Raw genomic sequence first — 19,558 nt, 5'->3', positions numbered from 1 at the left:
CTCCTAGTCTCTGATCAGATGATTGCCTATGACGATTTTCTGGATCTCACTTGTACCTTCATAAATTTCACAAACTTTGGCGTCCCTGAAAAAGCGCTCAACGGCATAATCTTCTGTATAACCGTATCCGCCATGGACCTGCACAGCTTCAATGGACGCTTTCACTGCTGTTTTGGAAGCCATCAGTTTGGCCATTGACACTTCTTTCCCACACTTTTTCCCGGCCGCCTGGAGGGAAGCTGCGTTGTAGACGAGAAGCTTCGAAGCTTCTACTTCCGTCGCCATATCGGCGAGTTTGAAAGAAACACCTTGCAAATGCGCAATCGGGCGCCCGAACTGCTCGCGCTCTTTGGCATAAGAGACCGCATGCTCAAGCGCTGCTTCCGCGATACCAAGGGACTGAGCGGCAATACCGATTCGTCCGATGTTCAAATTGGCAAGCGCAATTTTATACCCTTCCCCCTCTTCTCCAAGTCGCTGTGAAACAGGAACCTCACATTGGTCAAAATTCAGGGAAACGGTACTGGACCCGTGAAGTCCCATCTTTTTCTCTGCCTTCCCTACGGAAAAGCCGGGGGTCTCCCGCTCTACAATAAACGCACTCAATCCTCTCTTTGTTTCCACATCCGGATTCGTACGGGCGAAAACGATGAATGTATCTGCATTTCCTCCGTTGGTGATGAACACTTTAGAACCGTTGAGAATGTAATGATCCCCTTGCTTTACCGCTCGTGTTTTCAGACTGCTCGCATCAGAACCCGCACTCGGTTCTGTCAGGGCGAATGCTCCTAAATATTCACCTGATGCCAGTTTCGGAATATATTTGTTTTTCTGTTCTTCTGTACCGAAGTATAAGATAGGGTTCGTACCGACAGATGTGTGGACAGATAAAATGACACCGAGCGTCGCACTCACCTTAGAAAGTTCGTGAATCGCGATGATATAGGAGATGTAATCCATCTCAGCTCCGCCGTATTTTTCCGGAATCGGTACACCCATCAACCCGAGTTCGCCCATTTTCGGTAGCAGCTCGGAAGGGAACCGATCCTCCCGCTCCATACGCTCAACAGCAGGAGCCACCTCTTTTTCCGCAAAATCGCGAACCATTTTTCTCATCATTTCCTGTTCATCCGTGAACTGCAAATTCATTCTCGTTCTCCCCTTTATACGTTAATCGTAGGTGTAAAAACCACGTCCAGATTTCTTCCCAAGCCATCCTGCTTTGACATACTTGCGTAAAAGCGGACATGGACGGTATTTGCTGTCACCAAATCCTTCATGAAGGACTTCCATAATGTATAAACACGTATCCAGGCCGATAAAGTCAGCAAGCGTAAGTGGTCCCATCGGGTGATTCATCCCGAGTTTCATGACCGCATCCACATCTTCAGGCGATGCTACTCCTTCGTGAACCGTATAGATTGCCTCGTTAATCATTGGCATTAAAATACGATTGGAGACGAACCCTGGAAAGTCCTCGACTTCGACAGGCGTTTTCTCCAGTTTCTTCGTCATATCTTCAATCGCCTGATATGTTTCATCACTCGTTTGGATGGCACGAATGATTTCCACTAACTTCATGACCGGTACAGGGTTCATAAAGTGCATACCGATGACCTGATCTGGACGTTTGGTCGCCGCAGCAATCTCCGTAATCGGTAAGGATGATGTATTCGTTGCCAAAATGGCATGTGAAGGGGTAATCTCATCCAGTTGTTGGAAAACGCTCACCTTCACATCCATGTTCTCAACGACAGCCTCCACAACAAGGTCACAGTCCGAGGCGTCCTTCAAGTTGGTCGTTGTCTCTAAGCGTCCATATGCTGCCTTTTGATCTTCTTCGGTCATTTTTCCTTTTTCAACCGCCCGCTTCAGGCGCTTTTCAATGCCTGCAAGGCCTTGATCCAAGGCATCCTGGCTCATGTCATTCATTTTTACGTGCAATCCGGCCTGAGCAAAAACCTGGGCAATTCCAGCCCCCATCTGGCCTGCTCCTATGACCATGACTTGATTGATTGTCATCCCGCATTCCCCCTTATTGTTTCGGTACTTCGATCAATACAGCGTCTCCTTGACCTCCACCTGAACAAATCGCTGCGATTCCAAGTCCACCGCCGCGTCGTTTTAATTCGTGAGCAAGGGTGAGAAGAATACGCGCACCACTGGCTCCAATCGGGTGTCCAAGCGCTACAGCTCCACCGTTGACGTTCACTTTCTCGTGATCCAGCCCTGCAATTTTGCCACTGGCTAAGGAAACGGCAGCAAACGCTTCGTTCACTTCAAATAGATCGATCTCTTCCATGTCTTTCCCTGCTTTTTTCAGCAATTTATTAATGACAAGTCCTGGCGTCTGTGGGAAATCCTGAGCTTCAACAGCAATTTCATCGTGTGCAAGAATCGTAGCCAGTGTCTCCGCACCTAATTCTTGCGCTTTTTCATCAGACATGAGCAGCATGGCACAGGCTCCGTCGTTGACTCCTGGAGCATTTCCTGCCGTGATCGTTCCCGTCTTGTCGAAAACAGGACGAAGTTTTGCCAAGGCTTCCACCGTAGTACCTTTACGTGGAGCCTCATCTGTATCAACGACTTTCGGATCGCCTTTTCTTTGTGGCACTTCGACTGCTGTAATTTCTTCACCAAGCGTTCCTTCTTCTATGGCTCTCACGGCTCTCTGATGGCTGCGATAAGCCCATTCATCCTGCGCTTCTCTTGTTAATTCAAATTCTTCAGCCGTCCGGTTACCGTAGTTGCCCATATGGACATTCTCGAACGAACAAGTCAACCCATCATGCACCATCATATCTTTAACGGCACCATCACCCATGCGGAATCCAAAGCGTGCTTTCGGCATGAAATAAGGGGCATTGCTCATGCTCTCCATACCACCTGCAACGATGATATCCTCTTCACCTAAACGGATGAACTGATCACCCATCGTCACACTTCGCATACCAGAGGCACAAACTTTATTGACGGTTTCTGTTTTTACATCCCAAGGGATACCTGCTTCTCTGGAGGCCTGTCGGGAAGGAAGCTGTCCCTGACCGCCTTGAAGAACGGTCCCCATAATGACTTCATCCACATCTTCTGCTTTCACATTCGCACGTTCCAAAGCTGCCTTAATGGCGATTCCCCCAAGCTGTGCAGCTGTCAAAGGTGCAAGGGATCCTCCGAGTTTTCCAAAAGGGGTACGGGCTCCAGCAACAATTACAGTTTTACGCATGTTTATTCCTCCTCTTATTGATAACGCTTTCAAAATTGACGATTGAACGCTCGCTCAAAATCGTCCCATAAGGAAAGTGTACATAAAATGCTGTACACTTTCCACAATTTTCATACTATTTTTTCTTTTAACGGGAGACTTCGACGGTCAACATATTGGTCAAACGTTTGATTAAGCGGTTTTCTCTTCTGTTTTATCAAACATGGATTTTGCGAGGATTTCGGCGATATCCATTGTGCTGACTTCCTCTTCCACTTCTTTCGCTTTCGTTCCATCGGAAAGCATCGTCAGGCAGAACGGACATCCACTTGAGATCATTGTCGGCTCCACTTCTAGCGCCTGTTCGGTCCGGGCGACGTTGACACGGTTTCCGGATTTCTCTTCCATCCACATCATCCCGCCTCCGGCTCCACAGCACATGCCGTTGGAACGGTTACGCTTCATTTCCACCACTTCGACACCAGGAATCATTTCAAGTACTTCACGCGGCGGCTGATACACTTCGTTGTAGCGGCCGAGGTAGCAGCTGTCGTGATAGGTGATCTTCTCTTTCACGACTCCTTCTGGTTTTAAGCGTCCCTCTTTCAACCATTCGGCAAGCATTTCCGTATGGTGATAAACCTCTGCTTCAAGTCCGAAGTCCGGATACTCATTTTTGAAAATATTGTAGGCGTGTGGATCGATCGTAATGATTTTCTTCACGTTATGTTTTTCGAATTCTTTCATGTTCTTTTCAGCAAGCTCCTGGAAAAGGAATTCGTTCCCCATACGGCGAGCCGTGTCTCCGGAGTTTTGCTCTTTGTTACCAAGAATCGCGAATTTGATACCCGCGGCATTCATCAGTTTCGCAAAAGCCATGGCGATTTTCTGGCTGCGGTTATCGTAAGAGCCCATAGAGCTGACCCAGAATAAGTATTCGAATTCTTCACCTGATTTCTTCAGTTCTTTCACGGTAGGGATTTGAACATCCTCATCCAACTGTCTCCAGTCTTCACGTTCTTTCTTAGAAAGTCCCCACGGGTTTCCTTGACGTTCGATGTTCATCATCGCACGCTGTCCATCGGCATCCATCTTTCCTTCTGTCAAAACCAAGTAACGGCGAAGGTCAATGATTTTGTCAACGTGTTCATTCATGACCGGGCAGGCATCTTCACAGTTACGACAAGTGGTACAAGCCCAAAGTTCTTCTTCTGTAATGACATCACCAATCAGACTCTTATTGTTGACTGCATCAAGTGTAGCTGCCGCTTCATCTGATCCTTGGGAGCGTGACATCTGTGCGAGCGTATTTCCTTCTGTTCCAGAAAACGCATAAGCAGGCACCCATGGAGATTGGCCGGTCACAGCCGCCCCTTTTTCCGTCAGATGATCTCTCAACTTAACGATCAAATCCATCGGTGAAAGCATTTTACCGGAGCCTGAAGCAGGACACACATTCGTACAACGTCCACATTCGACACAGGCATAAAAATCAATCATCTGTAGTTGGTTGAAGTCTTCGATTTTTCCAACTCCGAAGGATACGTCTTCTTCATCCGCATCTTCGTCCATTTCAAAATCAATCGGTTTCAGTTTACCTGGTGGTTCTTCACGGCTCAGAAACACATTGACCGGTGCAGCAATCAGGTGTGCGTGCTTCGATTGAGGTACATAAACCATGAATGTAAGCAGGATAAGCAGGTGAATCCACCACATGATGAAGAACACAGTCGCAGCAGCTGCAGGAGGCAGCCAACCGAAAGCGCTTGCAATTCCGGACGCAACAGGTTCTGTCCATGCTCCTTCATGGCCATGCCAGATGAGACCCATACCATTTCCTACAAGTACCGTAACCATCAATGTTCCGATAAAGATAAGGACAAGTCCTGCTTTAAAGCCACGCTTCAAGCGAACTAACTTTTCAATATAACGGCGGTAAAACGCCCATATGACAGCGACAAGGATGGTCAGTGTCACAATTTCCTGGAAGAATGTAAAACCTGGATAGAAAGGTCCTAAAGGCAGATGAGAATCTGGGGCCAGTCCCTTCCAAATAAAGTCGATCGCCCCGAATTGGACGAGGATGAATCCATAAAACATCATGACGTGAATGATGCCCGACTTTTTATCTTTCAATAGCTTCTTTTGTCCGAATACGTAAATCCAAATCTTCTGCAAACGCCTCTTCAGCTGTCTGTCATACTCGAATTTTTTCCCCAGTTTAATGTAAGCGACGCGGGTCTGAACGACACGGACGAATAAGTACAGGCCGTAGACAAGGACGCCAAGGAATAAAATCCAGTTTGCCACCAACAACGGATTCATTGGTTCTCCCCCTCTTTGTTGTTGTCGCTCGATGGCGACTTCCCTTTTCTCCGATCAGAAAATCGACAATTAATCTTATAATTTTCTGAATCTTATAGCTTTACTATAAATTATGAATGAGCATTCAGTCAACATCTTTTCTTGTTTTTCCTTTTGAAACCTGTAAAAACGGGGAAACTATCAGGAAGATATTTTTAGGAGGGAAGAAAGATGCTCGTCACAATCATTCTATTCATCATTTTGTTTATCTTTTTCCTGTATATCGACTTCAAAATGGGACGGGCAAACCACGAAAAAAACCATAGGCCCCTACCTTTGCCGGAAACCAGCGGCAACTATAAATTATATAAAAATGGTTCGGTCTTGTATGAGCAGATGTTCCAGGAAATTTCTGAAGCGAAAGAACAGGTCGACGTTTATTTCTACTTAATCGATAACGATTATATTAGCGAAAACTTTTTAGATGTGTTGAAGAACAAGGCTCGAAACGGTGTTCCTGTCCGTCTGCTTGTCGACAGGCTTGGAGGGTACAAAATAAATAAGTCAGCCAGAAAGAAATTGAAGGATGCAGGTGTTGACTTCTATTTCGCCGAAACTCCAGGATTCCCCTTCTTTTTTTATCGAATAAATAGGAGAAATCATCGAAAAATTACAGTTATTGACGGAAAAATTGGATATGTAGGTGGATTCAACATCGGAAAGAATTACATTGGAGAGTCAGCAAAATTCGGCGATTGGAGAGATTATCACCTCCGTCTGACAGGCCCCGTGGTTTGTGAAATCCATAAAGTGATGCTGGATGACTGGTACCTGGCTTCAGGAGAAACACTTCCTCCTTGTGAGCCTTCCGGTGAAGGAGATTTTAAGATGAACATGATGGCGACGGACGGGATTGAGCTGGAAGAGGAATTTGCGAAAATGATCAATTCTGCCGAAAGAGAAATTTTGATCGGATCGCCTTATTTCATCCCGACAGAAAAGTTACAAACAGGCTTAAAACAGGCGATCGCAAGAGGGGTCGATCTTCACATTATGGTACCGATGAAGGCGGACCATCCATTTGTAAAACCAGCAGCCATTCCTTATTTAAAAGAATTATACGACTTGGGAGCTTCCATCCGATTGTTTGATGCAGGATTTTACCATTCGAAGGTCGTCATGGTTGATGGAACATTTGCCGATATCGGCACCGCCAATTTCGACCGACGTAGCTTCTTCCTAAACAAAGAAATCAACACTTATGTGTATGATGAGGAGTTCATTGGTGATTTGAGAACGGCTTACTTTGAGGATGCCGCTGATGCCATTCCCTTCGATGACCACTGGCTAAAAAGGCGGTCATTCACTACCCGCCTGAATCAGAGAATCGCCGTATGGTTAAGGCCTTTCTTATAATGTATTCACTTGAAAAATTCAGCAAACATCGGGCCCGCCCATGCCATGACTTTAAAACCAAGGTAGATCCCGATGATCCCTGCCACTCCGGCAAAAGCAGGCGGAGCTGGAATTGGTAACTTGAACCCTGCAAAAACAAGACCTACAATGAACCCTGTAATCAATGCAAAAATGACTTCTTTCATTTTTCCCACAACCTTTCGATATGTATGATACAGAAATAGTTTTTGCTTGCATGCGTCTTGTCATGCAAGCTTCTTTTTATGTTACGATACCCCTCCTCTATTGATTCACCTAAAAAGCCACCCGATCCCCCATATAATCTTCCTTTAGTTGAAGACTCAGTTTCAAGACTTTTGTTGAGTGGATGGGGGCTACGGGGAATGACTCGCTTTCCGCGGGATCGCGGTGAGCCTCCTCGGACTGCGTCCTGCGGGGTCTCACCCTGCACTTTTTTCCCGCAGGAGTCTCGCCATTCCCCTCCGCCCCTTTGCCATATAAGTATCTCGAAACCACTACTTAAAAAATCAGCTCGTATGGTTATGGGAAGTGGATGATCTAAACTCTACCCAATGGACGTTTAGAAAACGTAAATACTTGATACAAAGCCCTTTACGCCTGCCTAGGTGGGAAGGATGAGATCCTTACTTATAAGTGCAGGGGTTCTATAATCCACCTATCAAAATCATAAGATCTGCCCTTTTAGTGTTGGTTTCGAGAATCTATTTCATGGGAAAGGGGCGGAGGGAAACGGTGAGACTCCTATGGGACGTGTGGGACAGGTGAGACCCCGGAAGGCGTAGCCTGAGGAGGCTCACCGCCCGCCCCATGGAAAGCGAACCTTTTCCCGGAGCTCCTAGAACCACACAAAAGTCTCGAAACTGAGTCTTCAAGAAACCTGCCATATACTTCAATAATATACTACCTCTGCATCTAAATATAAAAAAAGAGCGCCCCTGCTCTATTAGCAAAGACACCCTTTTCCTAGTATATGGAATTACATTTGGTTTGGTGCAGAAACTCCGATCAATCGAAGTGCGTTATTCAGCGTGATACGGACCGCTTTCATCAAGGCGATTCTCGCCGCTGTCAGCTCTGGATTTTCATCGTCAAGCACTTTGACAGCATTGTAAAAGCTGTGCAGGTTGGATGCAAGATCGAACGCATATTGCGTCACACGGTGTGGCGTGCGTTTTTCTGCAGCATCTGCTACCACTTGCGGGAATTCTCCAAGACGCTTGAGGAGGTCCTCTTCTTTCTCAGCTGTGAGATGGCTTCCGTCATAAGAATCGTTCACTAGACCCTTTTCTTCTGCCTGCTTAAGCATCGTACAAATGCGGGCATGCGCGTACTGCACGTAATACACAGGGTTCTCATTCGACTCTGAACGGGCAAGGTCCATGTCAAAGTCCAGGTGGGAATCACTGGAACGCATGGAGAAGAAATAACGCATGGCGTCGATTCCGACCTCTTCCATCAGTTCACGAAGAGTGACCGCTTTACCTGTACGCTTACTCATTTTCACCTTTTCGCCGTCCTGGAACAGGTTCACCATTTGGATGATTTCTACTTCCAGTGTATCTTTCTCATAACCAAGTGCCTGGATGGCCGCTTTCATACGTGGAATATAACCATGGTGATCGGCTCCCCAGATGTTGATCAGCGTATCAAATCCACGGTCCAATTTATTTTTATGGTAAGCGATATCCGGCGTCAAGTACGTGTACGTACCGTCATTTTTTATGAGGACGCGATCCTTGTCATCTCCGAACTTCGTCGTTTCAAACCATGTCGCATCATCTTTTTCGAATACATAGCCCTGATCTTTCAATACGGCAAGAGCGTCTGTGATCTGGTCGTCGTTATAAAGAGAAGTTTCAGAGAACCATTCATCAAATGGAACACGGAATTCTTCCAGGTCTGTTTTGATTTTATCCAAAAGGAACTTCAATCCATACTCACGGAAGAACTGAAGGCGCTCTTCTTCCGCAACATCGACCCATTTCTCGCCATCTTCACTGACGAGCTTTTCAGCCAAACCGATAATATCCTGACCATGATAGCCATCTTCCGGCATGCTCCACTCTTTTCCGAGATTCTGCATATAGCGGGCTTCCAAGGATTTCGCAAGGTTCGCCATTTGGTTACCGGCATCATTAATGTAATATTCACGGGAAACATCGTACCCTGCCGCATCCAAAACGTTGCATAGGGAATCCCCAACAGCGGCGCCTCGTGCATGACCTAGGTGAAGGGTCCCTGTCGGATTCGCAGATACGAACTCCACCTGGATTTTGTGGCCTTCCCCACTATCGCTGCGGCCATATTTTTCTCCAGTATTCAGAATCGTAGGTACCAATTCGGTCAAATACTGATTGTTCATGTAAAAGTTTATGAATCCTGGTCCAGCAATTTCAATTTTCTCAATGGATGCTTTGGACTTGTCGAACTGCTCCACGAGGTCTGTTGCGATGGCACGTGGATTCTTTTTGGCTACACGCGCCAGCTGCATCGCCATGTTTGTGGCATAATCTCCGTGCGCCTTGTCTTTTGGCTGCTCAAGGATTACTTCCGGCATCTCTTCTTCTGATGCCAGTTCGGCAGCAAGGACTGAGCGTACGATTTCATCCTTCAGTTTTTGTTCCATTTGTTCAACGATATTCATGAATCGCTCTCCTCCTCAAACGTCAACGTCAAGCGGTGGGCTTGAGTCACTTCATGGTTTAAAGTCATGGTATAACTCACATACAGTCGGCCTTGTGTGGATTCTTCCAAAGAACGGTATTCCACTTTATCTGTTCTTGTCTTCATATGAAAATCACCATACGTATGATGATACAAATTTTCCGTTTCCGTGGATGTCTGGAAAACCTGGCGCATTTCGACGCCTCCGCTTCGCTTGATGCTGACATGTTCCGGCTTGATTGTCACCATCGTACTGACCGGTTCACCATCTTCCGGGTGCTCGATAAAGGTGAGCACTTGCGTATCGCCTCGTTTAAAAAACTGTCCCGGTTCCTGGATCTTCATCGTCTCTTTACGATCCCCATCCTGTATTTCCGTTACAAGCTGCACCTGGACATCTTTTGCGTGACTCGGCATCTTTCCCCCACCTTTTCTATCGCCAATTTTACGTACAAGATATAACTAATATATTATAAGAATTCAAACAGAAAAACGCAAGCATCATTGTAGAAGAAGGTTGACGTACTCATGGACTTCCTTCACTTGAACGGCGTGATTTGGAATTGAATAAGCCGCGTATAGAACTAGGATAGCCAAAACAATCGTCAAGTACCACTTGAATGATAGATTTTTTTTGAACGGACGACGGTCCGGAACAATCGCGAAAAGTAAAAACGGCAGGAGAAGACCGATCGCCCATATGTCTGTCCTCCACTGTTTGTTTTCCATAGAGACAGCTAGCGTGAACTGCAGAAGGTCATTCATGCGGTCTTCCACATTCACTTCAGCCACCTCTTCTTTCCCAATCCCTTCAAGTATGACGAGTGTATCTCCATTCAGCTCATACGAGATGTTGGAAGGGTTCCAATTTGCTCCGTAAGTGAGAAGCAGCAGAGGGAGCATAATCAACACATAAATCCCCGCTACTCCCATGGTTTTTTTATTCAAAACAAAAGCTCCTTTGTATCTTGTCTTTTTGTCTATTGCTCGATCCATATAGAAAAGCCACTATGAAGACTTCTCACAGTGGCTGGCTCTATTCTATCATTTATTTGACGAACCCTAAAAGCATTTCGCGGATAAACTTGCTCGCAGCAATCTGCGTCTTCTCTGTCGGGTCATAAGCAGGAGCAACTTCAACAAGGTCCGCTCCTACGATGTTCAACTCACTGCCGGCTATGGCGTGGATGCTTGCAAGCAGTTCTTTCGACGAGATGCCGCCCGCTTCTGCTGTGCCTGTTCCAGGTGCAAAGGCAGGATCGAGCACATCGATATCAATCGTGACATAGACCGGACGGCCGGCAAGATCAGGCAGCACTTTTTTCAAAGGTTCCAACACTTCGAACCTCGACATATGCATGCCGGATTCTTTGGCATATTGAAATTCTTCACGCATGCCCGAGCGAATGCCGAATGAATAGACATTTTCTGCTCCCAGCAGTTCACACGATTTACGAATTGGTGTCGAGTGAGACAACACCTCTCCTTCATATTCCTCACGCAGATCCGCGTGGGCATCCATATGAATAATGGCGAGGTCGGGGTGTTTTTTGTACATGGCCTGAATGACAGGCCATGTGACGAGGTGCTCCCCTCCAAGACCGAGGGGGAATTTACCTTTTTCCAGCAATTCATCCAAATACCCTTCAATAATATCCAGACTCCGAGCCGCATTTCCAAAAGGCAGCATCAGGTCGCCGGCATCATGATAGTTCACTTCTTCCAGGTGACGATCCAAGTATGGGCTGTACTCTTCCAGCCCAATGGATGCTTCACGAATACGGTTCGGGCCGAAGCGTGATCCAGGGCGGAAGCTCACTGTCCAGTCCATCGGCATGCCGTAAATGACAGCATCCGCTTGCTCCTCCGTCGCCCGGCTCATGATAAATACTTTTCCAGAGTAGGATTCATCAAAACGCATACGGGTCACTCCTTCGTGAGATCTTTGACGAACTTCGGCAAGGCAAAGCATGCCCGGTGGATGTCGTCTGTGTAATATTTCGTATCGATATCCGTAAAGCGGTCCTCCGCGACTTGCAGGGGATCATGAACTTTACTTCCCATCGTGAAGGTCCACAGCCCGCTTGGGTAAGTCGGGATGTTCGCTGTGTACACTTTTGTAATCGTGAATGTTTCTTTTACGTCGCTATACACCTGACGGATGAGATCTGCCTTAAACCATGGGTTATCCGTCTGGGCTACGAAGATGCCATCTTCTTTTAAAGCTTTAGCAATGCCTTCATAGAACCCTTTTGAAAATAGATTGACTGCCGGGCCTACGGGTTCGGTGGAATCCACCATGATGACATCATACTCATTTTCACTCTGAGCGATGTGCATGAAACCGTCGTCCACCTTCACTTCCACTCGTTCATCTTCCAGTGCCCCTGCAATGGAAGGCAGGTACTTCTTCGAATACTCGATGACTTTTCCGTCGATCTCTACAAGTGTTGCTTTCTCTACACTGTCATGTTTCAAAACTTCACGAATGACACCACCGTCACCGCCACCGACAACAAGAACGTTTTTCGGATCCGGGTGGGTAAACAATGGAACATGGGCTACCATTTCGTGATAGACGAATTCATCCTTCTCTGTTGTCATGACCATGTCATCAAGAACGAGCATATTCCCCCACTCCGCTGTTTCCAGCATCTCTAAATCTTGAAAGTCTGTTTTCTCACTATGCAGGGAGCGATTGACCTTCGCCGTAATCCCGAAATGATCGGTCTGTTTCTCAGTAAACCATGTACCCATGTTGCATTTCTCCTTTTTCATCTATGAAATATCTTTCCGCACATATGCGTTTGTTTTACTCAAGAAGTTTATTTTACTACGTATTCTCACATAATAATAGCAGTCTTTATACATTCGTAACAGTTAGGAGTATAAAAGAATGCGATCATTTTTCAGAACCACTTATAGATGGACGATCCGCGGGATGAAGCTCGCCGTCTTTGGCACAATCGTAGGGATAGTCGGAATAATCGGCGTGCTGATCTTCGCCATCACTCAAGGACCTCCATCGTTGATGACTGAACAGAATACCGTCTTTTATGGCACGGATGGAGAAATCATAGGCGAAGAACAAGGGGCGGAAGAACGCTACTGGATTAATATAGAGGAAATGCCCGAATCTATTAAAGACGCGACACTTGCCATTGAAGACAGGCGTTTCTACAACCACTTCGGTTTTGACTTGAAACGTATTGGGGCAGCTGTGCTTACGGACCTTAAGCAGATGCGAATGGCTGAAGGGGCCAGCACCATCACCCAACAGTATGCAAGAAACTTATACCTTTCCCATGATAAAACATGGAAGAGGAAACTCAACGAAGCACTCTATGCCTTACGTTTGGAAATTTTTTATAACAAAGATGAAATATTAGAAGGTTACTTGAACACGATCTACTATGGTCACGGCGCCTACGGAATTGAGGCGGCAAGCCGGCAGTATTTCAATAAACATGCCGAGGACTTAACTTTGACAGAAGCCTCTATGTTAGCCGGAATCCCAAAAGGACCAACCTATTACTCGCCACTCGCCAATGCTGAACGAGCAGAAGCAAGACAACAGCAGATTTTAGCTGAAATGGAAGAGAACGGCTATATTACTTCCTCTGAAAAGAGAGCAGCGGTAGAAGCAAGCATCTCTTATGCAGACGATGAAGAAGAAGAAACCCGGGAGGTTGCTCCTTATTTCCAGGACCAAGTTGTTACAGAAGCCGCTCAACTGCTTGATGTAGACAGAGAAAGTATCCAGACAGGCGGCTACCATATTCACACTACTTTGATTGAAGAGCATCAACGGATTTTAGAAGAGCAGGTAAAGAGGAATATTCCAACGAGTGAAGAGATCCAAGTCGCATCTGCTGTAATGGATGGCCATTCTGGCGCAATTACGGCTCTTGTCGGTGGTAAAGATTATGGGGAAAGCCCGTTCAACAGAGCTACACAAGCGAAACGCTCCGTCGGTTCAACCATCAAACCTTTCCTGTATTATGCAGCGCTCGCGGAAGGATACTCGCCTGTCACGATGAAAGAGACACAGCCTATTGAAATTGAAGTAAAAGGAAAAACAGAACCATATATTCCATCGAATTTCAACGACCAATATTCAGAAGAACCGATTACCATGGCTCAAGCGCTCGCTGTTTCCGATAATATTTATGCGGTGCAGACCCACATGGATATCGGACCAGAAAAACTAGGAAAAACGATGAAGACGTTCGGCGTTGAAGGAACCTTCAAACCTCATCCTTCCCTGGCTCTCGGGTACTCCTCCATATCCCTTTTCGATATGGTCAGTGCCTATGGAAAAATGGTGAAAGGAACGGAATCCATTGAAGGCCATACAATCGCTAAAATCACAGATCGACATGGGAATGTCTTGTATGAATACCAACCGGCATACAATAAAGACGATGCTGTCGATCGGGTACGAGCGTTCACTGTTACCCACATGATGACAGGGATGTTCGATCCGGTCTTAGATGCCGATTATGCCTCTGTCACAGGTACTCCGATTAAAGGGAAGCTGACACGCATGTATGGAGGGAAATCCGGAACCACTGACAACGACAGCTGGATGATCGGATTCAGCCCTCAATATGTCTCCGGGGTATGGGTCGGATATGATGAAGGCAGTAAGCCACTCGCAGATTTCAACGACCACCGGTATGCCAAAGCCATATGGGCCGATACGATGGAGAAAATACATGAGAAAGAGCCTACCGCAGCCTTCATACCACCTCCAGGTGTGAAAGGGGTCTACATCGACCCGGAAACCGGCTACGTAGCAGGCCCCAACTGCCCGCAGGAACGATTAGTGTACATGGAGGAATCCGATATTCCTAAGGATGTTTGCGGCGGCGACGAAAGCAAAGATGTTGATGATGAATTCAAAGATGATCCGTGGTTCAAAGATGTAGTGGACTGGTTCTTCTAATGTGTTTTGGATCGCTTTGGCGTGATTTGTGCTTCCTTTGGCGCGATCCATGCCTCCTTTGGCGCGATCCATGCCTCCTTTGGCGCGATCCATGCCTCCTTTGGCGCGATCCATGCCTCCTTTGGCGCGAAAGGTCATCCTCACAACGGATGACCTTTCGCTTTTTCTTTACCAAACTATGGCTCAGTTTTCAAAATAAAAAAAGACAGAGAAAACGACCGGGGGAACCGGTCGCTTTCTCTGTCCTAGTAAACATGTATAACCCATGTGTTACTTAATATATTACCCTTATCGCTGATTCGTCAAGATTGGGCGTCTGAATTCTTACACTTTTTTCATGAACATTTTGTGAACAAAAAGTGAACAACTTACAAAATGGCAAGGTCAGCGATGTCATCCAAACGGATACGGACCCTCTCCTTCGTCTGTCCATCAACCCCTGCTACCGTGTGACTGCTTCGATTCACATGGGTCACCTTCATCCTTATGTCTTCATATTCGAAACCATTGTGAACCCTAACCTGGACAGTAAGATTGTCTGTTAGCGCCCTCTGCAAAAGAAAGTCAATTTCGACAGCTTTCTGTTCATCCATGATTCCCTTTTCTACCCGCTGATCTTCTTTCCAAAGTTTTTTCACCATCTCCACATGCTCCGGTAACATGAGCGATGTCCATTTGATCGTCCCGCGATCACGATTCCGGTTATCCATCATTGGTTCCCTCCACCACGAACATTTGTTCTTATTCTATCATAAAAGAGGGAAACGTAAACTGGAATTTTCATACTTAGTCAAACCGTCCCATATCCACATGCGTGTCTCTTATCCAGGTGAGAAGGAGGGTATGCTTCACCTACTCCCTTTCTTTGTTTCCTGCATTCGCTTTTCTTTGATTTCCGAATACGAATATACAACTCACATAGATCACGAAGGCGCCTGAAACAAACCATAGACCTGATGTTAAATATTCATGATCTGCATAAAAAGACCATTTAAACAGGAAATGCAGAATTCCTGACACCAATCCCACAAGGGCAATCACAAAATGAAACACCACATCATCTTCTAAAATCCTTTTCATATGATCTCCTCCTTTCTTCTACAAAAAATCAAATGAGAAAGAGGGAAACCCCGCAGATTCCCCTCTCACTGTAACGACGCTATAAACTTGCAAACATCAATTATTGTACATCTAGAGAGTCTTTCAATTCCTGAGCCGTGTTCTCCCATAATTCTGGTTTAAAGTCACGTAAGTATCCACCGAGCAGCTTCTTCGACTTCTCATCAAGGTGATCGACCACAAAGCGACCCTTCAAGGACTTATCCATGTGGTTCACATGTTCAGGCATCAACTTGTACCCGCGCTTGATGGACCTGTCCACAATAATCTCACTTGCAGCTACGCCGTGGTAACACGGTTTTCCTTCCTGGTGATCGACCGTTACCCAAGCGATCCAATATTTCAGTCCGTTTTTAACGACTTCACGATCAGTAATGAATTTGATGCGTTTTTCCACTTTACTACGCGCGTGAAGAGCCCCCATATCGACATAGGCTTCGTCTTCATTAGGGTCCACAATAACCGGGGTCATATTCTCTAAACTGATGGAACCGACACCATAACCTCCGTGTCCATCCGTGGAATCATCTTTAATGATTGTGAATTGGTTCTTCTTTTTATCGCTGCTTTCGCCTTTGTTTTTAAATTGATCGAATTCTCTCATAAAGCGATCCTCCTCTTCAATCGTCCTCTTATTTTGTCCCATTTTAACATACAAAACAGTTCTTGTTAGAACAGACGCTTCATGAATGATTGATCAAACGTTTGTTTAATCTTTCATATTCCCTTTTCAACATGGAAAACACCACAGTATCCTGGAAGCTCTCCCCATCAAAATCTGTTTCCCTTAATACTCCCTCTTCCTGGAACCCAAATTTATTCAAGAGCCTTCGTGATCCCTCATTTTCAGCAAAGATGTCTCCGACAATCCGATTGAGGTGCAGCGAATCAAATCCATAAGGGAGAACTGTAAGAAGGCCTTGTGTCATAATCCCTTTCTTTTGGTAATCCGGGTGAATGACGGCCCCCATTTCTGCTTTCCTATGCCAAAGATTCAGTTTATGAAAACGGAACAGGCCCATACATTTCCCTCTTTCATCCTCAATCACCCATGGAATTTCTTCTTGCTTATGAAACCCGTCCAGCCTTTCTTCTACATAAACTTCCATCTCCTCCAAAGACAACACAGGGCAGGGAGTGGTGTACTTCATCGTATCCTGCCGGCTCATGAACTGGAACAAAGGAGAAGCGTCGGAAGTTTTCAGTTCTCGTAACTTTATCTTTTCCATTTTAAAGACAGGAATATGATTCATATTGACTTTCTCCTATACCCATGGTCATCCCGTGATTCATCAATCCTCTTCTGTTCTGGCACAAACTCAAAATCCGCTTCCTTAAGGGATTCAGGCATTCCTCCGAGCGTTTCTTTTCTACGGAAAATTTTCTTGACCCATGTATTCTGCTCTACCGGTACACCGACACGCCGCTGTTGAACTTCCTTAATCCCCTGTACAATCAACTGCATCGCGACAATCATCGCCATGAAGCAGAAAAGTGTAGGGATTATGAGCCACCAACGCCCTGTCATCAATGAATCTTTGGCGGCCCCGATCATCCCGGACCATTCATAGGTGGTACTCGTTGGTGGGTCTGCCACAAAATCATAGCTTACCTTTGTCCCTCCAAAATATATATCAAACACGCCCAGATGGATGAAAATAAGCAGCGTTTGGATGAACTGCTGACCAAAAATAATCCCCATACGTGCACTCAAGTGCGGCATTAAGTGCTTCCACAACAAATGAACAGAGCTGCCACCAAGCACTTTTGTACTCGTGACGAACTCTTCTTTCATAATCAGCTTCATCTCGTTGCCGAACAATGTTATGACAAGCGGAACAGCTAAAAGTGTCAAAATGATCCCCTGATAAAGGATTCTCTCTGTTTCCGTCGTCGTAAACCCGCCAGGAGGCATCCATAACACCGGCTTCAATAGTAAAAACGCGATGATCGTCATCGGTAGAAAGTGCATGCTGTCCACCAGTTTTTCAAAAACAAGCTGCACCTTCTTCGGTAGAAAGAAAGCATAGGGAATAGCTAAAAGAAACCCGAGAGCCATTCGCAGGAAAGCAATAACAAGACCGAAAATGATCGTGTATTTCGCACCGACAAGGATTTGGTCGAGTACGCTAAAACCAAGAGCATCGGTTCCCAGAAACACATACTCCGGTGTGTGGGGCATTGAACTGACTAATTTCCCTTCATCATTATAGATCAGTCGAAACTGATCGATCAGCGGTTCTGCGGTCATCGTATAAATGATACTTACGATGAGGGCTCCCGCAATAACCGTAAAACCTAAGAGAAACTTTATGTTCTTAAAATGAGCACCGATTTCTGATATTGCATGAGCAAGCCATCCACCGCCCCCTTTTAAGGAGATAGATCCCATAAAGCTGTTCATACGGGTAGCGACTTCTTCCGACTTCTTCTCATCCTTAAACAGGAACAGTTCTGTTCCTTGATAGATGACATAAAAAGGGGTAAACAGCATGAGAAGAATAAAGCTTGACACAATCGGTCGAAAATCATTAAGAAAGGCTGTTGTAATCCCATTCATATTGAAAATATATTCAATGATCAACAGACTCGACAACGCGCCCCAAACAATGATTTTGGAGTGGTAAAACGTGCTTTTTCCAATGTTCCGAAAGATATGTACACATAAAATTCCGATTTTCTCCAACCCTTTCCCCCTAGCCATCTGTACATACGACTTCGTCCATTCTTCTTCGATCAACGCGAGAAGGATTTTGTACATCGTCACCATAGGCAGGACAGCGATTGCTAACATTGGAAGCAAATAGACTTGATCACCCTGCCCAAGGGAAGCAAAGGAAATAAGCAAAATTTCCGTTTGTTTATAGAACCAAACAATGAACAACTGGATAGAGAAAGCCAGCAATAAATCAGGTACGCTCTCGAGCACGCCAAGAGTACGGTCAACGACCGAACGCAGCCACTTCGGTAAAAATACGGTAAAGAAGGCGCCTGCGAATGCAAGAACGAAACCTAATAAAATGCCACCAAAGAAAACAGTCATGGAGTATTGGTAAGGGTCCCACAGATGTTCAAAAATCGGCACAGGGCGTCCTTTGTATAAGTAGTTCCAATCTCCCAGGTTCACGACAGAACCAACCAGTTGACTCAACTCTTTTATGTAATTTCCTACATCTAAAAATGCTCCTCCCCTGAATAACGCGGGAGAAGTGCTGATCAATAGAATACCGACTATCCCGAACAGATAATACGCAAAAAATTTAAGGACCCTCATATCTGTAGACCTCCACTCTACTTTCGGATTATGTTTTTTCAATTATCTGACATCACTGCGCAATAAAAAAGGTGTACATCATCGTACACCTACATTTTATCTTAATGAATGGAACGTAAATGTTCAATAAATTTCCATCCTTCATCGATATCATCTTGTGTGTAATTTTGAGCACTTTTTACCGTAAATACTTTTTCAGTGATTTCATCTTTCGGTAAATGTTCAAAGAAAAGCATGGTGGAAACAAGCTCGAGGAAGCGCGAGCTGCGCCCGTTCATTTCTTCGATGTGCAGATTCAATGGCGGTAGATCCATCTCATAGTGGGTCAGAAAATCTCTGCCGCTATCAGTCAGTTGATAACGGTATTGATAATAATTCTTCTTTTCTTCCTTCGTTTCACTAATAAAACCAAGATTACACATTTCTTCGACTCTCAGTGTCAATTCCTCCGAATAAGGGCCGTAAAAATGGAACTGGTAACGCTCTTCAAAAGGGATTTCACACTTTTTCAGTATGTAAATCATCTTTTGCAACTTCTTTCGACCTACAACTTCATGGGTGCTTGAGAAAAACTGCATCAACTTCGCATGATTCTCCAACATGGAGGTTC

General features: G+C 45.5%; 18 protein-coding genes. 2 read left to right on the top strand and 16 right to left on the bottom strand.

All coding sequences use genetic code 11. The features are described 5' to 3' along the window. Positions 1 to 3 precede the first annotated feature (3 nt). The 4 genes from J0K78_RS13205 to J0K78_RS13190 form a co-directional block, all read right to left on the bottom strand. Positions 4 to 1,149, bottom strand: a complete 1,146-nt coding sequence (locus tag J0K78_RS13205; protein WP_206947507.1) for an acyl-CoA dehydrogenase — start codon at positions 1,147 to 1,149, stop codon at positions 4 to 6. A gap of 21 nt (positions 1,150 to 1,170) precedes the next feature. Then, positions 1,171 to 2,022, bottom strand: coding sequence for a 3-hydroxybutyryl-CoA dehydrogenase (locus tag J0K78_RS13200; protein WP_206947506.1), 852 nt, complete (start codon positions 2,020 to 2,022; stop codon positions 1,171 to 1,173). A gap of 13 nt (positions 2,023 to 2,035) precedes the next feature. Further along, complete coding sequence (locus J0K78_RS13195) at positions 2,036 to 3,223, bottom strand: acetyl-CoA C-acetyltransferase (protein WP_206947505.1); 1,188 nt, start codon at positions 3,221 to 3,223, stop codon at positions 2,036 to 2,038. 171 nt (positions 3,224 to 3,394) lie between these two features. Next, complete coding sequence (locus J0K78_RS13190; RefSeq protein WP_160910863.1) at positions 3,395 to 5,527, bottom strand: heterodisulfide reductase-related iron-sulfur binding cluster; 2,133 nt, start codon at positions 5,525 to 5,527, stop codon at positions 3,395 to 3,397. A gap of 210 nt (positions 5,528 to 5,737) precedes the next feature. Here J0K78_RS13190 and cls point away from each other — a divergent pair, with 210 nt between their 5' ends. Next, a complete protein-coding gene (cls, locus tag J0K78_RS13185; RefSeq protein WP_206947504.1) occupies positions 5,738 to 6,922 on the top strand; it encodes a cardiolipin synthase in 1,185 nt (394 codons plus the stop codon). A gap of 5 nt (positions 6,923 to 6,927) precedes the next feature. Here cls and J0K78_RS13180 read toward each other — a convergent pair whose 3' ends face one another. From J0K78_RS13180 to speE, 6 genes are all read right to left on the bottom strand, one after another. Then, positions 6,928 to 7,107 (bottom strand): XapX domain-containing protein, encoded by a 180-nt coding sequence (locus tag J0K78_RS13180; protein ID WP_206947503.1) that lies wholly within the window; start codon positions 7,105 to 7,107, stop codon positions 6,928 to 6,930. Between the two features lie 812 nt (positions 7,108 to 7,919). Further along, positions 7,920 to 9,587: an arginine--tRNA ligase gene (gene argS / locus J0K78_RS13175; protein WP_206947502.1), complete on the bottom strand. Its 1,668-nt coding sequence runs from the start codon at positions 9,585 to 9,587 to the stop codon at positions 7,920 to 7,922. Next, positions 9,584 to 10,024, bottom strand: a complete 441-nt coding sequence (locus J0K78_RS13170; protein ID WP_206947501.1) for a YwiB family protein — start codon at positions 10,022 to 10,024, stop codon at positions 9,584 to 9,586. The genes argS and J0K78_RS13170 overlap by 4 nt, the downstream gene beginning before the upstream one ends. Positions 10,025 to 10,108: 84 nt before the next feature. Continuing rightward, complete coding sequence (locus J0K78_RS13165) at positions 10,109 to 10,555, bottom strand: hypothetical protein (RefSeq protein WP_206947500.1); 447 nt, start codon at positions 10,553 to 10,555, stop codon at positions 10,109 to 10,111. Between the two features lie 100 nt (positions 10,556 to 10,655). Next, on the bottom strand, positions 10,656 to 11,528 hold the full coding sequence (gene speB / locus J0K78_RS13160; RefSeq protein ID WP_206947499.1) for an agmatinase: 873 nt from the start codon (positions 11,526 to 11,528) through the stop codon (positions 10,656 to 10,658). A 5-nt stretch (positions 11,529 to 11,533) separates the two neighbouring features. After that, positions 11,534 to 12,364, bottom strand: coding sequence for a spermidine synthase (speE, locus tag J0K78_RS13155; RefSeq protein ID WP_206947498.1), 831 nt, complete (start codon positions 12,362 to 12,364; stop codon positions 11,534 to 11,536). A gap of 139 nt (positions 12,365 to 12,503) precedes the next feature. Here speE and J0K78_RS13150 point away from each other — a divergent pair, with 139 nt between their 5' ends. Beyond that, positions 12,504 to 14,555, top strand: coding sequence for a transglycosylase domain-containing protein (locus J0K78_RS13150; RefSeq protein ID WP_206947497.1), 2,052 nt, complete (start codon positions 12,504 to 12,506; stop codon positions 14,553 to 14,555). A gap of 368 nt (positions 14,556 to 14,923) precedes the next feature. Here J0K78_RS13150 and J0K78_RS13145 read toward each other — a convergent pair whose 3' ends face one another. The 6 genes from J0K78_RS13145 to J0K78_RS13120 all read right to left on the bottom strand — a co-directional run bounded on the left by J0K78_RS13145 (position 14,924) and on the right by J0K78_RS13120 (position 19,550). Further along, entirely contained in the window at positions 14,924 to 15,268 is a 345-nt protein-coding gene (locus J0K78_RS13145) for a YolD-like family protein (RefSeq protein WP_242517873.1), read from the bottom strand. A gap of 139 nt (positions 15,269 to 15,407) precedes the next feature. After that, a complete protein-coding gene (locus tag J0K78_RS13140; RefSeq protein WP_206947496.1) occupies positions 15,408 to 15,635 on the bottom strand; it encodes a hypothetical protein in 228 nt (75 codons plus the stop codon). Positions 15,636 to 15,735: 100 nt separating this feature from the next. Further along, complete coding sequence (locus J0K78_RS13135) at positions 15,736 to 16,278, bottom strand: YwhD family protein (protein ID WP_206947495.1); 543 nt, start codon at positions 16,276 to 16,278, stop codon at positions 15,736 to 15,738. 79 nt (positions 16,279 to 16,357) lie between these two features. Continuing rightward, entirely contained in the window at positions 16,358 to 16,927 is a 570-nt protein-coding gene (locus tag J0K78_RS13130) for a GNAT family N-acetyltransferase (RefSeq protein WP_206947494.1), read from the bottom strand. Further along, positions 16,924 to 18,948 (bottom strand): ABC transporter permease subunit, encoded by a 2,025-nt coding sequence (locus J0K78_RS13125; protein WP_206947493.1) that lies wholly within the window; start codon positions 18,946 to 18,948, stop codon positions 16,924 to 16,926. The genes J0K78_RS13130 and J0K78_RS13125 overlap by 4 nt, the downstream gene beginning before the upstream one ends. 101 nt (positions 18,949 to 19,049) lie before the next feature. Beyond that, the gene (locus J0K78_RS13120; RefSeq protein ID WP_206947492.1) at positions 19,050 to 19,550 is read right to left on the bottom strand and encodes a YwgA family protein; all 501 of its coding nucleotides are present in this window, start codon (positions 19,548 to 19,550) and stop codon (positions 19,050 to 19,052) included. Positions 19,551 to 19,558: the final 8 nt, after the last annotated feature.

It is taken from the genome of Halobacillus sp. GSS1, from assembly GCF_017307035.1.
GTDB lineage: Bacteria > Bacillota > Bacilli > Bacillales > Halobacillaceae > Halobacillus > Halobacillus litoralis.
Note: the sequence above shows the minus strand (reverse complement) of the source record. Positions and strands in the feature narration are given on the sequence as shown.

What these genes read in the sequence shown, in the direction of transcription:
- J0K78_RS13205 (WP_206947507.1), bottom strand. Translation starts at nt 1,149, where the DNA reads ATGAATTTGCAGTTCACGGATGAACAGGAAATGATGAGAAAAATGGTT.
- J0K78_RS13200 (WP_206947506.1), bottom strand. Translation starts at nt 2,022, where the DNA reads ATGACAATCAATCAAGTCATGGTCATAGGAGCAGGCCAGATGGGGGCT.
- J0K78_RS13195 (WP_206947505.1), bottom strand. Translation starts at nt 3,223, where the DNA reads ATGCGTAAAACTGTAATTGTTGCTGGAGCCCGTACCCCTTTTGGAAAA.
- J0K78_RS13190 (WP_160910863.1), bottom strand. Translation starts at nt 5,527, where the DNA reads ATGAATCCGTTGTTGGTGGCAAACTGGATTTTATTCCTTGGCGTCCTT.
- cls (WP_206947504.1), top strand. Translation starts at nt 5,738, where the DNA reads ATGCTCGTCACAATCATTCTATTCATCATTTTGTTTATCTTTTTCCTG.
- J0K78_RS13180 (WP_206947503.1), bottom strand. Translation starts at nt 7,107, where the DNA reads ATGAAAGAAGTCATTTTTGCATTGATTACAGGGTTCATTGTAGGTCTT.
- argS (WP_206947502.1), bottom strand. Translation starts at nt 9,587, where the DNA reads ATGAATATCGTTGAACAAATGGAACAAAAACTGAAGGATGAAATCGTA.
- J0K78_RS13170 (WP_206947501.1), bottom strand. Translation starts at nt 10,024, where the DNA reads ATGCCGAGTCACGCAAAAGATGTCCAGGTGCAGCTTGTAACGGAAATA.
- speB (WP_206947499.1), bottom strand. Translation starts at nt 11,528, where the DNA reads ATGCGTTTTGATGAATCCTACTCTGGAAAAGTATTTATCATGAGCCGG.
- speE (WP_206947498.1), bottom strand. Translation starts at nt 12,364, where the DNA reads ATGGGTACATGGTTTACTGAGAAACAGACCGATCATTTCGGGATTACG.
- J0K78_RS13150 (WP_206947497.1), top strand. Translation starts at nt 12,504, where the DNA reads ATGCGATCATTTTTCAGAACCACTTATAGATGGACGATCCGCGGGATG.
- J0K78_RS13145 (WP_242517873.1), bottom strand. Translation starts at nt 15,268, where the DNA reads ATGATGGATAACCGGAATCGTGATCGCGGGACGATCAAATGGACATCG.
- J0K78_RS13140 (WP_206947496.1), bottom strand. Translation starts at nt 15,635, where the DNA reads ATGAAAAGGATTTTAGAAGATGATGTGGTGTTTCATTTTGTGATTGCC.
- J0K78_RS13135 (WP_206947495.1), bottom strand. Translation starts at nt 16,278, where the DNA reads ATGAGAGAATTCGATCAATTTAAAAACAAAGGCGAAAGCAGCGATAAA.
- J0K78_RS13130 (WP_206947494.1), bottom strand. Translation starts at nt 16,927, where the DNA reads ATGAATCATATTCCTGTCTTTAAAATGGAAAAGATAAAGTTACGAGAA.
- J0K78_RS13125 (WP_206947493.1), bottom strand. Translation starts at nt 18,948, where the DNA reads ATGAGGGTCCTTAAATTTTTTGCGTATTATCTGTTCGGGATAGTCGGT.
- J0K78_RS13120 (WP_206947492.1), bottom strand. Translation starts at nt 19,550, where the DNA reads ATGTTGGAGAATCATGCGAAGTTGATGCAGTTTTTCTCAAGCACCCAT.